General features: G+C 74.5%; 16 protein-coding genes. 11 read left to right on the forward strand and 5 right to left on the reverse strand.

Going from position 1 to position 18,595, the window contains the following annotated elements:
• The first annotated feature begins 92 nt into the window (after window positions 1-92).
• From C7Y72_RS10455 to C7Y72_RS10465, 3 genes are read left to right on the forward strand one after another with little or no spacing between them, the layout of a single operon-like run.
• Entirely contained in the window at window positions 93-1,253 is a 1,161-nt protein-coding gene (locus C7Y72_RS10455; protein WP_107568680.1) for a sugar ABC transporter substrate-binding protein, read from the forward strand.
• A gap of 27 nt (window positions 1,254-1,280) precedes the next feature.
• Window positions 1,281-2,723: an ATP-binding cassette domain-containing protein gene (locus C7Y72_RS10460; RefSeq protein ID WP_107568681.1), complete on the forward strand. Its 1,443-nt coding sequence runs from the start codon at window positions 1,281-1,283 to the stop codon at window positions 2,721-2,723.
• Complete coding sequence (locus C7Y72_RS10465; RefSeq protein ID WP_107568682.1) at window positions 2,723-3,970, forward strand: ABC transporter permease; 1,248 nt, start codon at window positions 2,723-2,725, stop codon at window positions 3,968-3,970. Before C7Y72_RS10460 ends, C7Y72_RS10465 begins: the two co-directional genes overlap by 1 nt.
• A gap of 145 nt (window positions 3,971-4,115) precedes the next feature.
• Here the strand turns inward: C7Y72_RS10465 and C7Y72_RS10470 are convergent, their stop codons facing one another.
• Window positions 4,116-5,186 carry a phosphotransferase family protein gene (locus tag C7Y72_RS10470; RefSeq protein WP_199223912.1) on the reverse strand — a complete coding sequence of 357 codons (1,071 nt, stop codon included), beginning with the start codon at window positions 5,184-5,186 and terminating at the stop codon, window positions 4,116-4,118.
• A 125-nt stretch (window positions 5,187-5,311) separates the two neighbouring features.
• On the opposite strand from C7Y72_RS10470, the gene C7Y72_RS10475 reads away from it, so the two are divergent.
• Window positions 5,312-6,085 carry an SDR family NAD(P)-dependent oxidoreductase gene (locus C7Y72_RS10475; RefSeq protein ID WP_107568683.1) on the forward strand — a complete coding sequence of 258 codons (774 nt, stop codon included), beginning with the start codon at window positions 5,312-5,314 and terminating at the stop codon, window positions 6,083-6,085.
• Window positions 6,082-7,122 (forward strand): zinc-dependent alcohol dehydrogenase, encoded by a 1,041-nt coding sequence (locus C7Y72_RS10480; RefSeq protein ID WP_107568684.1) that lies wholly within the window; start codon window positions 6,082-6,084, stop codon window positions 7,120-7,122. The genes C7Y72_RS10475 and C7Y72_RS10480 overlap by 4 nt, the downstream gene beginning before the upstream one ends.
• Window positions 7,123-7,566: 444 nt before the next feature.
• On the opposite strand, the gene C7Y72_RS10485 is transcribed toward C7Y72_RS10480, so the two are convergent.
• Both C7Y72_RS10485 and C7Y72_RS10490 read right to left on the reverse strand, forming a co-directional pair.
• The gene (locus C7Y72_RS10485; RefSeq protein ID WP_107568685.1) at window positions 7,567-8,205 is read right to left on the reverse strand and encodes an HAD family hydrolase; all 639 of its coding nucleotides are present in this window, start codon (window positions 8,203-8,205) and stop codon (window positions 7,567-7,569) included.
• On the reverse strand, window positions 8,198-9,478 hold the full coding sequence (locus C7Y72_RS10490) for an acyl-CoA dehydrogenase family protein (RefSeq protein ID WP_107568686.1): 1,281 nt from the start codon (window positions 9,476-9,478) through the stop codon (window positions 8,198-8,200). Before C7Y72_RS10490 ends, C7Y72_RS10485 begins: the two co-directional genes overlap by 8 nt.
• 156 nt (window positions 9,479-9,634) lie before the next feature.
• Between C7Y72_RS10490 and C7Y72_RS10495 the strand changes: the two genes are divergently transcribed.
• Window positions 9,635-10,432 carry an enoyl-CoA hydratase/isomerase family protein gene (locus C7Y72_RS10495; protein ID WP_107568687.1) on the forward strand — a complete coding sequence of 266 codons (798 nt, stop codon included), beginning with the start codon at window positions 9,635-9,637 and terminating at the stop codon, window positions 10,430-10,432.
• Between the two features lie 9 nt (window positions 10,433-10,441).
• Window positions 10,442-11,611: a CaiB/BaiF CoA transferase family protein gene (locus tag C7Y72_RS10500; protein WP_107568688.1), complete on the forward strand. Its 1,170-nt coding sequence runs from the start codon at window positions 10,442-10,444 to the stop codon at window positions 11,609-11,611.
• Window positions 11,612-11,735: 124 nt separating this feature from the next.
• Here C7Y72_RS10500 and C7Y72_RS10505 read toward each other — a convergent pair whose 3' ends face one another.
• Window positions 11,736-12,524 (reverse strand): SDR family NAD(P)-dependent oxidoreductase, encoded by a 789-nt coding sequence (locus tag C7Y72_RS10505; protein ID WP_107568689.1) that lies wholly within the window; start codon window positions 12,522-12,524, stop codon window positions 11,736-11,738.
• Window positions 12,525-12,611: 87 nt separating this feature from the next.
• Here C7Y72_RS10505 and C7Y72_RS10510 point away from each other — a divergent pair, with 87 nt between their 5' ends.
• From C7Y72_RS10510 to C7Y72_RS10520, 3 genes are read left to right on the forward strand one after another with little or no spacing between them, the layout of a single operon-like run.
• Window positions 12,612-13,490, forward strand: a complete 879-nt coding sequence (locus C7Y72_RS10510) for an alpha/beta fold hydrolase (protein ID WP_107568690.1) — start codon at window positions 12,612-12,614, stop codon at window positions 13,488-13,490.
• Window positions 13,491-13,536: 46 nt separating this feature from the next.
• Entirely contained in the window at window positions 13,537-14,175 is a 639-nt protein-coding gene (locus C7Y72_RS10515) for a calcium-binding protein (protein WP_107568691.1), read from the forward strand.
• Window positions 14,176-14,227: 52 nt separating this feature from the next.
• Entirely contained in the window at window positions 14,228-16,378 is a 2,151-nt protein-coding gene (locus C7Y72_RS10520; protein WP_107568692.1) for a RecQ family ATP-dependent DNA helicase, read from the forward strand.
• Window positions 16,379-16,403: 25 nt separating this feature from the next.
• On the opposite strand, the gene C7Y72_RS10525 is transcribed toward C7Y72_RS10520, so the two are convergent.
• On the reverse strand, window positions 16,404-17,336 hold the full coding sequence (locus tag C7Y72_RS10525; protein ID WP_158276789.1) for a glucosaminidase domain-containing protein: 933 nt from the start codon (window positions 17,334-17,336) through the stop codon (window positions 16,404-16,406).
• A gap of 180 nt (window positions 17,337-17,516) precedes the next feature.
• On the opposite strand from C7Y72_RS10525, the gene C7Y72_RS10530 reads away from it, so the two are divergent.
• Complete coding sequence (locus tag C7Y72_RS10530) at window positions 17,517-18,581, forward strand: cutinase family protein (RefSeq protein ID WP_107568694.1); 1,065 nt, start codon at window positions 17,517-17,519, stop codon at window positions 18,579-18,581.
• The last annotated feature ends 14 nt before the right edge of the window (window positions 18,582-18,595 follow it).

Consider the following 18,595-nt stretch of genomic DNA (forward strand, 5'->3'; position numbering starts at 1 on the left):
TGAACAGGCGGTCAGTAGACCGCCTAGCGTCGGTCTCGAACAAGGCCGCGGCCGGTCGGTCAGCGGCGGTGTCGAGTCAGGAGAGGTTTCAGATGGGTTCCACGTTCCGTGGGCGAGCAGCGCTTGGCGCTGCGCTCGCCGCACTGGTCTTCGCCGCCGGGTGCGGCGACGACGACGACAGCAGCAGCACGCCGGCGTCGTCCGGCGACACGACGACGCAGGCCGCGTCGCCCGACACCGCCGGAGGCGACGCCGCCGCCGAGGTCGCGAAGTACACGAAGCTCACCGGCGTCGAGTTCCCGCAGCCCGACGAGCCGTTCGACCCGGGGACCGGGAAGGTCGCGGTCATCAGCTGCGGCAACGCCGGCATCAACTGCCTGCAGGGCGCCAAGGACGTCCAGGCCGCCGCCAAGGCGATGGGCTGGACGCCGTCACCGATCTTCGACGGCGAGTTCACCCCGGCCAAGCAGGCGGGCTTCGTCCAGCAGGCCGTCCAGGAGAAGTACGACGCGATCGTGCTCGTCTCGATCGACGCCCAGTCGATCAAGGCCGCGGTCGACGCGGCGGCGGCCGCCGACATCCCGATCTCGTGCGTGATGTGCGTCAACCCCGCCTTCGCGGGCACCGTCACCGACGTGACCTCCGGGGGGATCTCCGAGGGCAAGGCCATCGGGGCCTGGATGGCGGCCAACGCCGAGGGCGGCAAGGCGAAGATCGTCGCGTACGACGACAAGTCGTTCCCGATCGTCGCCGCGCGCCGCAAGAACATGACCGAGGAGCTCGCCCGGCTCTGCCCCGACTGCGAGGTGGAGAACGCGGACTTCCCGACCTCCGACCTGCAGAAGGCCGGTGCCCCGACGTTCACCGGCATGCTCGCGAGCAACCCGGCAGGCCAGCTCGACTTCGTCGCCGGACCGTACGACCCCGCGTCGATCCCGTTCGCCAAGGCCGCGCAGCAGCAGGGCCGCGACGACTTCAAGCTCACCGGCTACGACGCGTCGCCGGACTTCGTGAAGCTCATCGCCGACGGCAGCGGCGTCGCCGCCGCCACGACCGCCGCCCCGTTCCCGTACGCCTCCTGGGGCGCCATGGACCAGGTCGCGCGGATCAAGGCCGGCAAGCAGCCGTGGGAGTCCACCGAGCTGCCCGTGGCCCTCGTCACCAAGGACAACGCCGCCCAGGTCACCGACGGGTTCTTCGCCCCGGCGGACTTCGACTACGAGGCGATGTTCAAGGAGCAGTGGGGCAGGTAGCCCGCTGACCGTCCCGGGATCACCACCATGAGCACGCACGACATCGCCATCAGCGGGCTGCGCAAGAGCTTCGGTCGCAACGAGGTCCTGCGCGGCATCGACCTGCGGATCGAGGCCGGCGAGTTCGTCGGGCTCATGGGACCCAACGGGGCGGGCAAGTCGACCCTGATCAAGATCCTCGGCGGGGTGTACCAGCGCTCCGCCGGGGAGATCACCTACGCCGGCGAGGCGGTCCGCAGCCTCGCCGAGCGCCCCGAGGTCGGGTTCATCCACCAGGACCTCGGGCTCGTCGACGCGCTGCCGATCGTCGACAACCTGCGGCTGGGCGAGGCGCCGATGCGGCGCCTCGGCCCGCTGCTGGACCGCGGCCGGGAGCGGCGCGCCGCCGAGGCGGCGCTCGCCCGCGTCGAGCTGGACCGGCCCGTCACGACGCTCGTCGGGGACCTGTCCCCGGGCGAGAAGACCCTGGTCGCGGTCGCCCGGCTCCTCGACCGCGGCGCGCGCGTCCTCTTCATCGACGAGACCACGTCGACGCTCCCGCCCGGCGATGCCCAGCGGCTGATCCGGACGCTGCGCGACACGGTGGCCGCCGACGGCGCGACCGTGATCATGGTCAGCCACAAGCTCAGCGAGATCCTCGACGCCACGAAGCGGATCGTCGTGATCCTCGACGGCGTGATCGCCGCCGACGTGGCGGCCGCCGGCCTCGACCGCCCGCGACTGGTGAAGCTGCTCGTCGCGCACGAGCGACCCGACGGCGGGCCGGTGCTCGCCGCCCACGACCGCGGCGAGGAGCGGCTGCGCCTGGAGGGCGCGTGCGCCGGGCGCTGCGGCCCGGTCGACCTGACGGTGCACGCCGGCGAGGTCGTCGGGCTGACCGGGCTCGCGGGCTCCGGGCTGCACGACGTCGGCTACCTCGCCCACGGCGCGCTGCGACCGACCGCCGGCCGGGTGGTCCGCGCGCCCGGCGTGCGCAGCGCGCTCGTGCCACCGCACCGCGAGTCCCAGGGCGGCTTCGCGGAGCTGTCGGTCCAGGCGAACCTGACGATCTCCGCGCTGCCGTCGTGGCGCGGCCGGGCGACCCGCCTGCTGCGCGGCCGCGCCGAGCGCAGCGACGCCCACGAGATGGTCGGCCGGCTGGACGTGCGCCCCGGGGATCCGCAGGCGCCGTTCGGCACGCTCTCCGGCGGGAACAAGCAGAAGGTCGTGTTCGGCCGCGCGATGTTCCGCCGGCCCGACGTCTACGTCCTGTGCGAGCCGACCCGCGGTGTCGACGTGCAGACCCGCGAGACGCTCTACGACCTGATCCGCGGGCTGCGCGCCGAGGGCGCCGCGGTCCTGCTCATCTCCTCGGACTCCGAGGACCTGTTCGCGGTCTGCGACCGCATCGCCGTGGTGGAGCAGGGTCGGCTGCGCGACTTCACCGCCATCGACGAGATCACCCCCGACGCGCTGGAGGCGTTCATCTGATGTCCACCCCCGAGGTCCTTCCCGCCCACGCCGGCCCGCCGCCGAGCGCGCCCCCCGCGCCCGCGGCCGCACCCCGCGACGGCGCCGTCCGCCGGTTCCTGGGCTCCACCGGCTTCCAGGGCTCGATCACGTTCGTGGCGTTCCTGATCGTCTTCGCCGTCTACGTGATCTGGCTCGGCGACACGTTCGCGAGCACCGACGCGCGGTTCCTGGACATCCACCAGAACGCGCCCGTGCTGATCCTCGGGCTCGCGGTGATGGGCACGCTCATCGCCGGGCAGTTCGACCTGTCGGTCGGCGGCATGGCGACGCTGACGACCTTCCTGGCGATCGGGCTGAAGATCAACGAGGACTGGCCGTTCGCGCTCGTGCTCGCGGTCTGCCTCGGGATCGGCGTGCTCGGCGGGCTCGTCAACGGGCTGCTCGTGATGCGGCTGAAGGTCAACACGTTCATCGCCACGCTCGGCACCGGCGGGCTGTTCGGCGGCTTCGCGTCCGTCTACGGCAAGGGCACGCAGCTCTCGCCGACCGACGACTCCGCGCCGCTCCCGGGCTGGTTCACCGGCCCCGACTCGATCGGCGCGTTCGGCCACAAGTTCCCGGCCGCGATCCTCTGGGCCGGCGTGGCGGGCGTCGCGCTCGCGGGGTTCCTGGCGCTGCGCCGCCGCCGGCCCGCGGACCGCTCGCCGCGCACGTGGGACGCGATCAGCGCCCTGGTGACGCTGCTCGTCCTCGGGCTCGCGGTCGGCGTGCTCGGCGTCGACGGCTGGATCGAGACGACCTCGTGGACGATCGGGATCCTGCTCGTCGTCGGCCTGCTGGTCTGGGTGCTGTTCACGCGCACGACCTACGGTCGGTACCTGCACGCGACCGGCTCCAACCCGGAGGCGGCGCGGCTGGCCGGGGTCAACCCGGAGAAGGAGACGATCCGGGCGTTCGTGCTCGGCGGCCTGCTCGCCGCGCTCGCCGGTGTCATCCTCGCCGCCAACCAGGGCTCGGCGTCCCCGGACGCCGGGGTCGGCTTCCTGCTCCCCGCGTTCGCCGCCGCGTTCCTGTCGACCGTGGTGCTGTCGACGGGGCGCTTCACGGTGTGGGGTGCGCTGATCGGCGGCACGTTCCTCGTCTGGGTCTCCCAGGGCCTGATCGTCGGGGGCCTGGCGTTCACCTACACCGACGTCGTCAACGGCGTCGTGCTCGTCCTCGCCGTCGCGCTGTCGACGACGCTCGGGCGCCGGGCCCTGCGCTGAGACGCGCGGCGCGCGCGGCGATGGCCGGCCGGTCGTCGCCGTGCGCGGAGGTGCCGCTGCGCGCCGTGGGCGAGTGCGCGCAGCTCCTCGCGCTCGACCCGACGGGCGGCACGACCGCGCGTGCCGCAGGTGCTCGCTCGCGACCTCAGCGCAGCCCGGCGAAGGTCGCGGCCTCTTCGAGCAGCCGCGGGACGTCGTGCTCGAGGTCGCGCGCGTACGGCGTCGTCAGCGCGCCCGCGAGGAACTGCGCGTACGCGCCCTCGACGATCGTCGCGAGCTTCCAGAACGCGAGCGTCATGTACCAGTCCAGGTGCTCCAGCGAGCGACCTGACGCCTCCTCGTAGCGGGCGGCGAGGACCGCGCGCCCGGGCGCGCCGGCGCCACGGGTGACCGCCTGGACCTTCGGCATCGCCGGGGTGGCGGGGCGCTCGTCGCCCCAGAACCCGAGGAACAGCCCGACGTCCAGCAGCGGGTCGCCGATCGTGGCCATCTCCCAGTCGATGATCGCCGCGACGGCCGGTGGCTCGCCGAGCGTCACGAGGCAGTTGTCGAGGTGGAAGTCGCCGTGGAGGATCCCCGGCTCGCCGTCGGCCGGCTGGTGGGCGGCGAGCCACGACGCGATCTCCGCGTGCCAGGGCAGCTCGCGCACGCGGTAGCGGTCGAGCTGCCGCGTCCAGCGACCGACCTGCCGGTCGAGGAAGCCGTCGGGGCGGCCGAACCCGTCGAGGCCGGCGGCCCGCCAGTCCGCGCGGTGCAGGGCGCCGAGCGCGTCCATGACCGCCTCGCCGATGCCCGTGAGCGTCGCGGCGTCCGCGACCCGGTCGCCGGGCAGGTCCCACAGCAGCGCGTGACCCTCGGCCGCCTCCATGACCAGCGCGGGGGCGGGCACGACGGCCGGGTCGTCGATCAGCGCCAGCGGTGCCGGGGCCGGGACGTCGGTCTGGGCGAGCGCGGTCAGCAGGGTGTGCTCGCGGGCCATGTCGTGGGCGCTCGGGTCGATGGCGTCGTGCGGCGGCCGTCGCAGGATCCGCCGGGCGGTCGGGGAGCGCAGCAGCAGCGTCTCGTTGGAGTTCCCGCCGCTGAGGCGGTCCAGGACGAACGGGCCCGGGTCGCCGAGGTGCTCGGTGAGCCACGCCGACAGCGGCCCGTCGACGGGCACGCCGCGGCCCCCGGGGCCGGACGCGGTGGGATCGGACGCGGACGCGGAGGAGGACACGACGACGAGGTTCGCGCTCGGCGCCCGCGTGCGCCCGCGCGTGGGCGCGAGGGTCTTGGAGCGTTCTCCAACCCCGTGCGGCGCAGGGCCGGGGTGGCGCGCGGTCGCGCACCTATGGTCGAGCCATGTCCCACGCCGCTCTCATCACCGGCGCGAGCCGCGGCATCGGCCGGGGCGTCGCCGTCGCCCTCGCCGGCGCCGGGTTCGACGTCGCCCTCACCGCACGGAGCGCCGACGCGCTCGGGGAGACCGCCACGGCGGCGCGCGAGGCGGGCGCGGCCACGGCGGTGGCGCTGCCCGCCGACGCCGGGGACATGGAGGCGATGCGCTCCGTGGCGCACGACGCGGCCCGCGCGCTCGGACGCGCGCCCGACGTCCTGGTGCACTGCGCCGGGATCGCTCGCAACGGTCCCAGCGCGCAGCTGTCGCTCGGCGACTTCGAGGAGTCCCAGCGCGTCAACGTGACCGCCGCGTTCGTCCTCGCCCAGGAGCTGGCGCCCGCGATGGTGGAGGGGGGCTGGGGTCGGATCGTGACGATCGGCTCCCTGTACAGCCGCTTCGGCGTCGCGCAGACCGCCGCGTACACGTCGACCAAGCACGCGGTCCTCGGACTCACGCGCGTGCTCGCGGCGGAGTACGTGCGCAAGGGGATCACCGCGAACTGCATCGTCCCGGGCTTCGTCGACACCGAGATGGTCCGTGACGAGGTCGCGAAGGCGGCGACGGCGCGCGGCACCTCCGAGGAGGAGATCCTCACGAAGTTCCTGCGCATCCAGCCGATCGGCCGGATGGTCACGACGCAGGAGCTCGGGGCGCTCGTCGCGTTCCTCTGCAGCGACGCGGCCGCGCCGATCACCGGGCAGGCGATCAACATCGACGGCGGCGCGCACCAGGCATGACGACCCGGTCGACCCGCGCCCTGGTGTTCCGGGCGCCCGGCGAGCTCGCCCTCGAGGAGCGGGCGCTGGCGCCCCTGCGCGACGGCGACGCCCTGCTGCGCGTGGAGTGGTGCGGCATCTGCGGCTCGGACCTGCACGTGTTCTCCAGCGGCTGGCGGGTCGCGCCCGGGCAGGTGCTCGGGCACGAGTTCTCCGCGACCGTGCTCGAGGCCCCGGGCGTCGACGGTGTGGCTGCGGGCGACCGCGTGGTCGTGAACCCGTTGCTCGGGTGCGCGGACTCGTCGTGCCGAGCCTGTCTGGCCGGACTGCAGCACCTGTGCCAGCGGCGTCGCGGGGTGCTCGGCCTGACCGTCCCGGGCGCGTTCGCCGACCTCGTCGTCGTGCCGGGCGCACGCCTGGGCGTGGAGCTGCACCGGCTGCCCGACGCCGTCCCGGGCGACGTGGGCGCGCTGCACGAGCCGCTGACGGTCGCGCGGCACGCGTTCGAGGTCTCGGACGTCACGCCGGAGGATCACGTGGTGGTCTACGGGGCGGGCGCGATCGGGCTGGGCCTGGTCCGCTGGCTGGTCCGGGCGGGCTGCGCGACGGTCCTCGTGGTGGACCCGCTGCCGGTGCGGCGCGAGGCGGCGCTGCGCCAGGGCGCCGACGCCGCGCTCGCGCCGGAGGAGCCGCTGGGACCGCTGCTCGGCGGCGCGTGGACGCCCGGCAAGGCCGACCTGGTCGTGGACTGCGCCGGGGTCGCCGCGGTGATCGAGGACGGGCTGAAGATCGTCCGCCCCGGCGGCCGCCTGACGCTCGCCGCCGTGACGCTCGGCCCCGACGCCGTGCCGTCCACGCGCGTGCTCGACAAGGAGATCACGGTGCGCGGCGCGCAGGGCTTCACCGTCGCCGAGCACACCCGGGCCGTCGCCGAGCTGCCGTCCTGGGACGCCGCCCCGTCGGTGATCTCCCACCGCTTCCCGCTGGACGGGTGGGCCGACGCGTTCGCCGCCCAGCTGGACCGCGGCGCGAGCGTCAAGGTCCTCATCGGCGGCTGACGCGCCCGGCCGGGCGCGCGGGGGCCGGCCGGCAGGCGCGCGGCGTTGCGGGCGCGCGCGGCGTTGCGGGCGCGCGTCAGGCCCGCCGCGCGCGGGTTTCTGGGTGATCCGAAAACCAGATACGGGCGCCGGATCACCCAGTACGCAGGGCTGGTGGGCGCTCGCGCCCGGGCCGCACGTCGCAGGCGCACACCTGCGTTCTGGGTGATCCGAGTGCCGGATATGGGGGCCGGATCACCCAGTACGTATGGCTGGTGGGCGCTCGCGCCCGGGCCGCACGTCGCAGGCGCGCGTTCTGGGTGATCCGAGCGCCGGATATGGGTGCCGGATCACCCAGAACGCGGGCAGCGCCCCGCGAGGCGCGCGCGAGCGACGCGGTCCGGGGCTGCGCCCGCGAGCCGCGAGCCGCGGTCCGGGCCGCGCCCGCGCCGCGCCGGCCCCCGCCTACCCGCCCGGCTCGAGGCCGAACACCGCGCGCAGCACCGGGGCCGTCTCGTCGGCGCGGCGGTGCAGCACGCCGTGGACGCCCAGCCGGGCGGCACCGTCGAGGTTCTGCTGCAGGTCGTCGACCATGACGCACCGCGCGACGTCGACGCCGACCCGGGCAGCGGCGAGCGCGTAGATCCGGCGGGACGGCTTGCGGCACGCGACGTCCGGGGCGTGCGAGAGCACGACCGCGTCGAAGTGCCGGTCGAGGTCGTAGCCCTCGTAGGAGGCGTCGTCCAGCGCGTTGGACACGAGGACGCACGGCACGCCGGCGGCGCGCACCGCGTCGACGACGTCCCACATCGCGTCGTCGCGCCGCAGTGCCGCGGTCATCCCGGCGAGCAGCCCGGTGGCGGGGACGTCCAGCCCGTCCGCGCGCAGCAGTGCGCTGAACCGCTCCTCGTACGCGGTCTCCGACAGCCGGCCGGTCTCGCGCTCGACGAGCAGCTCTCGGGCCGCGGCGGACTCCCGGAAGGCGCGGGCGATCTCGTCCCCCCGCCCGCCCGCGGCGCGGCAGAACGCGCCGAACGACTCGTGGACGTCCGTGGTCAGGACGCCCCCGAAGTCGATCAGCAGGGCCTGCGGCGGGCTAGGCAAGCGCGCCGAGCGCGGCGAGCTGCTCGCCGTACTTCTCCAGGGCGGCGGCCCGGCGGGTGGGCACGTGCTCGCTCGGCAGGTCGTGGGGCTCGTAGCCGCGCAGGATGCGCTTGGCGACGCCCATCTTGTGGACCTCGTCCGGCCCGTCGTAGAGGCGTGACGCACGCGCCCAGCGGTACATGTGCTCGAGCGGCAGGTCGCCGGAGAACCCGAGCGCCCCGTGGATCTGGATCGCGCGGTCGAGCACCTCGTACTGCGACGTGGCGCAGTGGTACTTGATCATCGCGATCTCCTGGCGGGCGTTCGTGGCGCCGACCTCGTCGATCTTCCACGCCGCGTGCAGCGTGAGCAGCCGCGAGGACTCGATCGCCGCGATCGACTCGGCGATCCAGTTCTGGATGACGCCCTTGTCCTTGAGGTAGGACCCGTGGACGCTCTTGCTCACGGCCCGCTCGCAGAGCATGTCGAAGGCCCGACGCGAGACGCCGATCCAGCGCATGCAGTGGTGGATGCGGCCCGGACCCAGACGCTTCTGCGCGAGCGCGAAGCCCTTGCCGCGCTCGCCGAGGAGGTTCTCGCGCGGGACGCGGACGTCCTCGTAGGTGACCTCGACGTGCGTGTGGAGGACCCCGTGGTCCTCGGGGTCGCTCATCAGCGAGATCGGCCGCGTGGTGATGCCCGGCACGTCGGTGGGGATGATCAGCATCGACGCGCGCGAGTGGCGGTCCGCGTCCGGGTCGGTGACGCACATGAGGATGTGGATGTCGGACCGGTCGCCGTTGCCGACGCAGTACTTCGTCCCGTTGACGACCCACTCGTCCCCGTCGAGGACGGCGGAGGTCGTGAACTGCGTCGGGTCGGAGCCGGTGCCCTGCTCGGTCATCGAGTAGGCGGACCAGATCTCGTTGGCGAGCAGCGGGTCCATCCACTTGCGCTTCTGCTCCTCGGTCCCCCCGATCGCGAGCAGCTCGGAGTTGCCGGTGTCGGGCGCGTGCACGCCGAACACGGGCGGGGCGAGCTCGGAGCCGCCGAGGATCTCGTGCATCAGCCCGAGCTTGACCTGGCCGAAGCCCTGGCCGCCGAGCTCGGGACCGAGGTGCGCGGCCCACAGGCCCTGCGCGCGGACCTCGTCCTGGAGCGGCTTGATGATCTCCCGGAACTGGCGGTAGTCGAGGTCCAGCGTCTCGAGCGGGTAGACCTCCTCGCGCACGAAGTCGCGCATCCACTCGAGCTTGCGCTCGAACTCGGGTTCCGTGGAGAAGTTCCAGGACATGTCGTTCAGCCTCCGGGCGTGACGTTGCGGTACCGCTCGAACCTAGGTCGCGCGGGACGCGGTGCCGCGCCGGGACCGCCCGGCGGCTGTGGGGTTCTCCAACGGCCGCGAGGGCCGGCCGTGGCGGCGGCACGGTCCGGCGGGGAGGGTGGGGCCATGTCCTCGCTGGTCACGGTCGAGCGCCTGCGCGACGGCGTCGCACTGCTCACCCTCCGCCGTCCGGAGAAGCTCAACGCCCTGACCTGGGACATGATGCGGTCGTTCCTCTCCTCCCTGGAGGATCTCGGCCGGGACGAGTCGGTCCGCGTGGTCGTCCTGACCGGGGAGGGCCGGGGCTTCTGCGCCGGCCTGGACATCGGTCAGGACGACGGCGTCGGCTCCCGCGCCGACGTGTTCAGCGCGTACCGCGGCCAGGAGACCGTCGCGCAGCTCGCGCTGACGGTCCGCAACCTGCCCCAGCCGGTGATCGCCGCGGTGAACGGTCCGGCGAGCGGGGGAGGGATGGCGATCACCCTCGCCTCGGACATCCGGATCTGCGCGCCGCAGGCGCGGTTCAACGTCGCGTTCGTCCGCATCGGCCTGTCCGGCGCGGACGCCGGCGTCTCGCATCTGCTGCCGCGCATCGTCGGGCTCGGGATGGCGTCCGAGCTGATGCTCACCGGCCGTCAGGTGCTGGCCGACGAGGCGTTGCGCATCGGCCTGGCCAACCGCGTGGTGCCCGCGGAGGCGCTGCTCGACGAGGCCGCGTCGCTGGCCGGGCAGATCGCGCAGAACTCCCCGTTCGGCGTGTTCATGACCAAGCAGGTGCTGCACCGCAACGTCGACGCGGGCTCGCTGGAGCAGGCGATCGAGCTGGAGAACCGCACGCAGATCCTCGCCAGCCGCACCGAGGACATGCCGGAGGCCCTTGCGGCCTTCAAGGAGAAGCGGTCGCCGAACTTCAAGGGTCGATAGGAGGCCCCCATGGGTGCACTGGACGGACTGAAGGTCATCGAGATCGCGGGCCTCGGCCCCGGACCGTTCGCGTGCATGGCGCTCGCGGACATGGGCGCCGAGGTGCTGCGCGTGGACCGCGCGTCCGCGGTGGACGGCGCCGACGGCCGGCCGGAGACCACGCAGCCGGACTACCTGCTCTACCGGGGCCGACGGTCGGTCGCGCTGGACCTCAAGCACCCGGACGGCGTCGCCACCGTGCTGCGGCTCGTGGAGCGGGCCGACGTGCTGGTCGAGGGCTTCCGCCCCGGGGTCGCCGAGCGGCTGGGCATCGGTCCGGACGCGTGCCACGCGGTCAACCCGCGCCTCGTGTACGGGCGGATGACCGGCTGGGGGCAGGACGGGGCGATGGCCCGCGAGCCCGGCCACGACATCAACTACATCGCGCTCACCGGCGCGCTGGACGCGACCGGTCGGGCGGGTCAGCCCCCGACGCCGCCGCTCAACCTCGTCGGCGACTTCGGTGGGGGCGGGATGCTGCTGGCGGTGGGGATCCTCGCCGCGCTGTGGTCCGCGCGCTCGACGGGCGCGGGCCAGGTGGTGGACGCCGCGATGGTCGACGGCGCCGCCCTGCTGATGACCGGCTTCTTCGGCTGGCGGGACCTCGGGCAGTGGTCCGCCGAGCGCGGCACGAACCTGCTGGACAGCGGCGCGCCGTTCTACGACGCGTACGCGTGCGCCGACGGGAGGTACGTCACGGTCGGCGCGGTCGAGCCGCAGTTCTACGCGTCGGTCCTGCGGGTCATGGGACTGGACGGCGAGTACGACGTCGCGTCCCAGAACGACGTCGCGCAGTGGCCGGCGCGCAAGGCCCGCTTCGCCGAGGTGTTCCGCTCGCGCACGCGCGAGGAGTGGGTGCGGGCGTTCACCGGGCAGGAGGCCTGCTTCTCGCCGGTGCTGTCCCTGGACGAGGCGCGCGAGCACCCGGTCAACGTCGAGCGCGGCACCTTCGTCGAGGTCGACGGGCACGTGCAGCCGGCGCCGGCGCCGCGCTTCTCCGCCACCCCGAGTGCGACCCCGGGACCGGTCGCGCTGGCGGGCCAGCACACGGTCGAGGCGCTGCGGGACTGGGGTGTCGACGCGGGCGCGGTCGACGCGCTGCTCGCCTCGGGCGCGGCGCGGACGAACCCGCACGTGTGAGCGGCGGGCGGCGCTGCCCCTCATCCTGCGGCGCCGCCCGGGTGGGCCCGCACGTCTGTGGCCGTCCATCTGCCGCCCCTCTGGGGGCCGGAGATGGACAGCCCGGTGCCCGCTCCGCGCCCCCTCAGCCCGCGTCGCCGGGCAGCACGTAGCCGCCGTCGACGGCGAGCAGCGCACCGGTCGTGTACGAGGAGGCGTCGGAGGCGAGGTAGAGCATCGTGCCGACGATCTCGTGCGCCTCGCCGCCGCGGCGCAGCGCGAACCCGGCCGCGTGGCGCTCGAACTCCTCCATGTCCCACGCCTTGGAGATGTCGGTGAGGAACGCGCCGGGCAGCACGGCGTTCACGCGCACGGTCGGCCCGAAGGCGCGCGCGTAGGCCTGGGTCATCGCGTTGAGGCCGGCCTTCGCGGCCGCGTAGGGGATGACGCCGCCGTGCGGGGCGTTCGCCGCCGCGGAGGACACGTTGATGATCGACCCGCCGCCGTCGGCGACCATCCGCTCCCCGATGAGCGCGGACAGGCGGAACGGCCCGGTGAGGTTCACGTCGACGACCTTGCGCCACAGCTCCTCGGTGACGGTCGACGGGGTCTCGTAGAACGGGGACATGCCGGCGTTGTTGACGAGCACGTCGACGCGGTCGAACGCCGCGTACGCGGCGGCGGCGAGGCCGTCGATCTCGTCCCACTTCCCGGCGTGCGCGGCGTGCACGACGGCGCGGCGGCCGGTCGTCTCCCGCACCTCGCGGGCGAGCGCCTCGCAGGACTCGACGCGGCGCGAGGAGATCAGCACGTCCGCCCCGGCGCGCGCGAACGCGAGGGTCGTCTCGCGGCCGAGGCCGCGGCTGCCGCCGGTGATGACCGCGGTGCGGCCGGTGAGGTCGAACGTGGAGAACGGCGCGGGGATCGAGGTCACGCCCCGACGCTATCCCCGCCGCCCGACGGTCCCGTAGCGGCGTCGGCGGGCGGTGGTGGAGAACTCCAGCGCGCTAGCGTGGCGGCCATGAACGAGGAGCAGATCACCCGCGTCGGGGACGTCGAGCTGTGCCACCAGTCCTTCGGCGATCCGGCCGACCCGGCGCTGCTGCTCGTCATGGGTCTGGGGTTCCAGATGATCGCGTGGCCGGACGGGTTCTGCGAGCGGCTCGCGGCGCGCGGCCTGCACGTCGTGCGGTTCGACAACCGGGACTCCGGGCGCTCCACGCACCTCGACCATCTCGGCGCGCCGTCGCGTCGTGAGCTCTTCACCGGCCGCGTCGCCGCGCCCGCGTACACGCTCGCGGACATGGGGGCGGACGCGTTCGGGCTGCTGTCGGCGCTGGGGATCGAGCGGGCGCACGTGGTGGGCGCGTCGATGGGCGGAATGATCGCCCAGACGATGGCCGCGGCCCAGCCGGGACGGGTGCTGAGCCTCACGTCGATCATGTCGACGACCGGCAGCCGCCGGGTGGGCCGGCCGACGCTCAAGGCGCTGCGGTTCCTCGTCAGCCCGCCCGCCGCCACGCGCGAGGACTACGTCGAGAAGGGCCTGCGGGCGGCGCGCGTGCTCGGCTCCCCGACGCTGACGAAGAGCGAGGCGGTGCGCCGCGACCTGCTGGAGCGCACCTGGGACCGCGGGATCACCCCGGCGGGCTTCGCGCGCCAGCTGGCCGCGATCGTCTCCGACGGTGACCGGACGGCGGCGCTGCGCACGATCCGCGCGCCCACGCTCGTCATCCACGGCGCCGCCGACCCGCTGATCCGGCCGTCGGGCGGTCTCGCGACTCGCAGGGCGATCCCCGGTGCCAACCTGCTGCTGCTCGACGCGATGGGCCACGACCTGCCCGAGCCGCTGTGGCCGGTGATGGTCGACGGGATCGCCGGGAACGCCGCGCGCGCCTGACGCCCGGCGCCTCAGGCCGGACCGTGCGGCTGCCGATGATCGGGGCGTGCGCTCCCGTCTGCTGATCCTTCTCGTGCCGCTCGCCCTCGCCGCGCCGGGGACCGTCTCGCACGCCGAGCCGTCGGCGGACCCCGCGGTGCTCTGCGAGCAGTCCCACCCGGACGACACCTGCCAGGACGGCGGTGGTCGGCGCGTGCCGGGCGGCGGGGAGAAGGTCTCGCACGTCGGGTGGCCCGCGATCACCGGCGTGTTCTGGCAGGTGAAGTCGGCGTCCGGCCGGCGGTTCAGTGGCGGGCCGGCCAACGACGAGCTGCTCGGCCACCACGGCGACGACCGCATCCAGGGCGGTGCCGGGCGCGACGTGCTCTGGGGCGACTGGGATCCGGAGGGCAACACGACCCGCCAGCGCGACTTGCTGGACGGCGGCCCGGGTGACGACTGGCTGTACACCTCGCACGGGCACAACACGGTGCGTGGCGGCAGCGGCGCGGACCTGGTGTGGGCGTACTACGGGCGCGGCACGATCGACTGCGGGCCGGGGTTCGACACGCTGCGGATCCGGCTGCAGCACGGCTATCGGGTGCGGAACTGCGAGCGGATCCGGAACTTCTGCGCGCACGGTTCGAAGCCGGGCAACGCCGGAGGGTGTTACAGGCCTGGCGAGAATCCGCGCAGAGAGCGGTGAGATCTGCACGGGACGTGCCGGACGGTCGGGACCCGTCGCTACGGTCTGAGGGGTGCACGACGCGCTGACCCAGCTGGCCTCCGTCTTCGCCGATCCCGCCGCGCCGGGGGCGTCGGCGGCGCTCGACGGGATCCGGGGCCGCTGGAGCACGTTCACGAAGGCCGAGCGGGACGCGCTGACGCCGCTGGCGAAGCTCGCGGCGCAGCGGGTGAAGGACGCCAACGTCCCGGCGCTGTTCGCGCTGGAGGAGGAGCCGGCCCCGCCGCCCGCCCCGAGCGCGGCGGCTCCGGCCCCGGTCGCGGACGTCGAGCCGGCGGGGCCGACCGCGGCCGACGAGGACGACTACCTCGCCTACCTGGCCTCGATGGAGGAGGCGGGCCCCGCGGCGGGCGAGGGCGCGCCGGTGTTCGCGGCGGAGCCGTACGCGGCGCCCGTCCCGGCCGGTCCGGCGCCCGACCGCACCTCGCTGGCGGACGTCGATCCGGACTCGCTGCTCGGGCTGCTGGGCCTGTCGCAGTTCCGTCCCGGGCAGCGGGAGGCGGTGCTGGCTGCGCTGCAGGGGCGCGACGCGCTCGTGGTGATGCCGACCGGCGGCGGCAAGTCGCTCTGCTACCAGCTGCCGGCGCTCGCCGGTCCGGACCTGACCGTGGTGGTGTCGCCGCTGATCGCGCTGATGCGCGACCAGTGCGCGCGGCTGACCGACCTCGGTCACCCGGCGGTGATGCTCGCCTCCGGCGGCGACGGCTCCGCCAACCGCGCGGCGCTCGACGGCATCCGCGACGGCAGCGCGAAGGTCGTCTTCGCCGCGCCGGAGCGGTTCGCCTCGGGCGCGTTCCGGGCCGCGCTGCGCACGCGCGCGATCGCCCTGTTCGTCGTCGACGAGGCGCACTGCGTCAGCGAGTGGGGCCACGACTTCCGTCCCGACTACCTGCGCCTCGCCGGGGTGATCGCCGAGCTCGGTCACCCGCCGGTGATGGCGTGCACGGCGACCGCGACGCCGAAGGTCGCCGACGAGATCGCGGTGCGCCTGGCGCTGCGCGACCCGGAGCGCGTGCGGTCCGGCTTCGACCGGCCGAACCTGTCGTTCGACGTGCTGCCGTTCGACGGCGAGGGCAGCGTCGCGCGCAAGCGGGCGACGCTCGTCGCGGGCGTGTCGATGGAGGAGAACCGGCCGGCGGTCGTGTACTGCGGCACGCGCAAGAGCACGGAGGAGATCGCGGACCTGCTCGCGTCGAGCGCGCTGCGGGTCGCCGCGTACCACGCGGGGATGAACGCCGACACGCGCGCCGCCGCGCAGGACGCGTTCATGCGCGGCGAGGTCGACGTGGTCGTCGCGACGAACGCGTTCGGCATGGGCGTCGACAAGGCCGACGTGCGCAGCGTCTGGCACTGGGCGCTGCCGTCCTCGCTGGAGGCCTACTACCAGGAGGCGGGCCGTGGCGGCCGTGACGGGCAGCTGGCCCGCGCGGTGCTGCTGGCGTCGCGGTCGGACCTGGGGCGGCTCGTGCGGTTCATCAACGAGGCCGAGGTGAAGGTCGCGCAGGTCGGTGCGCTGGTCGGCCGCCTGCGGGCGCAGGCCGGGCCGGACGGCGTCGTCGAGGAGGACGCGCGCGCCGACCGCGACCGGGTGGCGCTCGCGGTCGCCGAGCGCGCGGGCGCGCTGCGCCTGTCCCCGGGCGCGGGCGGGCGGCTGCGGGTGGAGCTGCTCTCCGGCGAGCTCGACCATCGCGAGGTCGCGCAGCTGTGCCGGGCGGCGACGAACCGCCGCTGGGAGGCGTACCGCTCGATCGAGGCGTACGCCAACGGCGGGGACGGCGCGTGCCGCCGCCGCCAGCTGCTGGACCACTTCGGCGACCCGGAGGAGGGCGCGCCGGTCGGCCGCTGCTGCGACGTGCACGACCCGGTGGACTGGCTGCCGGAGATCCGGGTGAGCGCGTCGCGGTCGCGCTCCCGCTCCGGGGGCGGCGCGACCGCGGCCGACGACGGTCCGCCGGTGGCGGATCGCGACCTCGAGCCGCTGAAGGCGTGGCGCCGGTCGCGCGCGAACGGCAAGCCCGCCTACACGGTGGCCAACGACGCGACGCTGCGCGAGATCGTGCGCAGGCGGCCGAGCACCGAGCACGAGCTGCTGGCGATCAAGGGCATCGGGCCGAGCTTCGTCGAGAAGCACGCGGACTCGCTGCTCGAGCTGCTGCACGGCTGACCGGGGGCCGCGCGCCCGCGGCGCGTCAGTCGTACTGCGCCAGCGCGTAGCGGCGGCGGAGGTCCAGCAGCTTGTCCGCGTACGCGGGGTCGGTCGCGTAGCGGCGCGCGATCTCGCGCAGGAACCGGACGGGGTCGTCGGTGTGCTGGAACGCCGCGGCGTAGGCGGGGTTCGTCGCGAGCCGGCGGCCGTGGTCGAGCACGGAGGCCTCGAGCGTCGGGTAGGCGCGGAAGGCGGCGATCTCGGTGGCGCTGCGTCCGGCGCGGACCTCCCAGGTCTTCTTGAAGACGCAGCCGCCGGCGAGGTCCTCCCAGCGCCACGTGCTCGCCGCGACGTTCTGGGCCTTCATCCCGAAGAAGTTGTTGGCCAGCGCTGCGACCTTGCCGCCGCCGGTCTCCAGCACGGCCTGGGCGAGCGTCACCGACGGCGGCACGCCGTACGTGTCGCGCGAGGCCTGGGCGGCGGGGGCGACGGCGGTGACGAACTGGCGCGCGTCGGCGAACGGCGGGATCAGCGCGAAGGGGGAGACGGACCCGCAGCGTCCCTGCCCGGCGACGGCCGGGTCGGGTCCGGCGGCGCCGATGCCACAGTACGGGGCGACGAGCGCGCTCGTGCGGGTGGCGAGGTAGCCGTCGGAGACGTAGCCGCGCCGGCCGGTCGCGGTGCGCACGCGCGCCCACACGCGGGTGGCGCCGGCGGCGGTGGTGGCGAGCGGCCCGTTGCGCTGGCACTCGACCGTCACGCGCGTGCCGCGCGCGAGGCGGGCGAGAAGCCGGCCGGCGGGGGCGGCGCGCAGCGCGAGCGACGGCGCGGTCGTCGTCGTGGCCGGTCCGGGAGTGAGCGGCGCGGGGGCGCTCGCCTGCCGTGGTGCGACGGCCCCGCCGGTGGTGGCGGCGGCGGGCGCGGCGAGGACCAGGACCGCCAGGGCGGCCGGGAGGACGGCGGCAGGACGCAGCATGCGACGCGACATGGTGCCGGGCGGACCCGGCCGCGCGCGCAGGTTGCCGTGCAGCGCCGAGTGCGTGGGAGCGCACCATTGCGGTGAGCTGCCGCGCAGAGGACCGCCCGCGCCCGTCCCTGCATGAGGCCACGGTGAGATCTGCGCCTACGGTCGCGAGCACGGGGGTAGGAGGCGCCCATGACCCGGACGCGAACCCTCGCCGCGACCTGCGCGGCCCTCCTGCTCCCGCTGCTGGCGTCCGCGCCCTCCGAGGCGAAGAACGTCACGAAGCTTGAGCCGTGGAAGGCGTCCAACCGCTACCTCGCGAAGGCGGACATCGACGGTCGCTCGCAGCCGAAGCTCGAGCCGCGCGCGAAGACGAACCACGTCCGCAAGGGGCAGTGGGTGAAGATCAGCTGCCAGACGACCGGCCAGTCGGCGTTCGGGTCGACGGTGTGGTCGAAGGTCGGCCGCTACTACGTGCCCGACCAGCTGCTGAAGACCTACACCGACGGGCGCCTGCGCGGCGCCCCGTCCTGCGGCCGTTCGGCGCCGTCGGCGCCCGCCCAGGGACGCTGCACGGCGGTGACGCTGTACGGGGTGCGCGGCTCCGGCGAGCCGATCGCCGGGCCCTACGGCATGTCCACCACCGTCGGGCGGACGGTGGAGCGCGCGGTCGCCGAGATCCGTCGCAAGGGCCGCTCGGTCCGCGCCCTGAACGTCCCCTACGAGGCGGCGTCGGTCGAGACGATCATCTCCGACCCGTCGCGCTTCCAGCGCTCGATGGAGTTCGGGAAGATCCTGCTGAACGCGATGATCTCCAAGCGGGTGAAGCAGTGCCCGCGCACGCGCATCGGCGTCGTCGGCTACTCGCAGGGCGCCGGGGTCGCGAGCGAGACGCTGCGCGGCCTGTCGGTCCCGGCGCTGCGGCGCGTCCGGGCGGTGACGCTGTTCGCCGACACCTACTCGGCCGGCCGCTCGGAGTACACGGTGACGCCGAACCCGTTCCGTCCCAGCGACACCGACGCGGACCGCAGCGGCAGCGGCATCCTCGGCGACCGGCGGCTGCCGCGGCAGATCCCCTACAAGTGGGACGTCTGCTTCGTCGAGGACCTCGTCTGCGACGGCCGCAGGTCATCCCTCGGACTGCTGGCCCAGGCGTCGGTGGCGAGCGTGCACACGCGCTACAAGGACTTCGTGATCGCGGGCTTCACGCTGCCGCAGCTGCAGGGCCTGCTGATGGGCCGCACGATCCTGCGCTGAGGAGCGCCTGGGGC

The sequence above is a fragment of the Paraconexibacter algicola genome (genome assembly GCF_003044185.1).
GTDB classification, from domain to species: domain Bacteria; phylum Actinomycetota; class Thermoleophilia; order Solirubrobacterales; family Solirubrobacteraceae; genus Paraconexibacter; species Paraconexibacter algicola.

Coding starts and splice junctions, on each gene's coding strand:
- C7Y72_RS10455 (WP_107568680.1), top strand. CDS start 93: ATGGGTTCCACGTTCCGTGGGCGAGCAGCGCTTGGCGCTGCGCTCGCC.
- C7Y72_RS10460 (WP_107568681.1), top strand. CDS start 1,281: ATGAGCACGCACGACATCGCCATCAGCGGGCTGCGCAAGAGCTTCGGT.
- C7Y72_RS10465 (WP_107568682.1), top strand. CDS start 2,723: ATGTCCACCCCCGAGGTCCTTCCCGCCCACGCCGGCCCGCCGCCGAGC.
- C7Y72_RS10475 (WP_107568683.1), top strand. CDS start 5,312: ATGTCCCACGCCGCTCTCATCACCGGCGCGAGCCGCGGCATCGGCCGG.
- C7Y72_RS10480 (WP_107568684.1), top strand. CDS start 6,082: ATGACGACCCGGTCGACCCGCGCCCTGGTGTTCCGGGCGCCCGGCGAG.
- C7Y72_RS10490 (WP_107568686.1), bottom strand. CDS start 9,478: ATGTCCTGGAACTTCTCCACGGAACCCGAGTTCGAGCGCAAGCTCGAG.
- C7Y72_RS10495 (WP_107568687.1), top strand. CDS start 9,635: ATGTCCTCGCTGGTCACGGTCGAGCGCCTGCGCGACGGCGTCGCACTG.
- C7Y72_RS10500 (WP_107568688.1), top strand. CDS start 10,442: ATGGGTGCACTGGACGGACTGAAGGTCATCGAGATCGCGGGCCTCGGC.
- C7Y72_RS10510 (WP_107568690.1), top strand. CDS start 12,612: ATGAACGAGGAGCAGATCACCCGCGTCGGGGACGTCGAGCTGTGCCAC.
- C7Y72_RS10525 (WP_158276789.1), bottom strand. CDS start 17,336: ATGCTGCGTCCTGCCGCCGTCCTCCCGGCCGCCCTGGCGGTCCTGGTC.
- C7Y72_RS10530 (WP_107568694.1), top strand. CDS start 17,517: ATGACCCGGACGCGAACCCTCGCCGCGACCTGCGCGGCCCTCCTGCTC.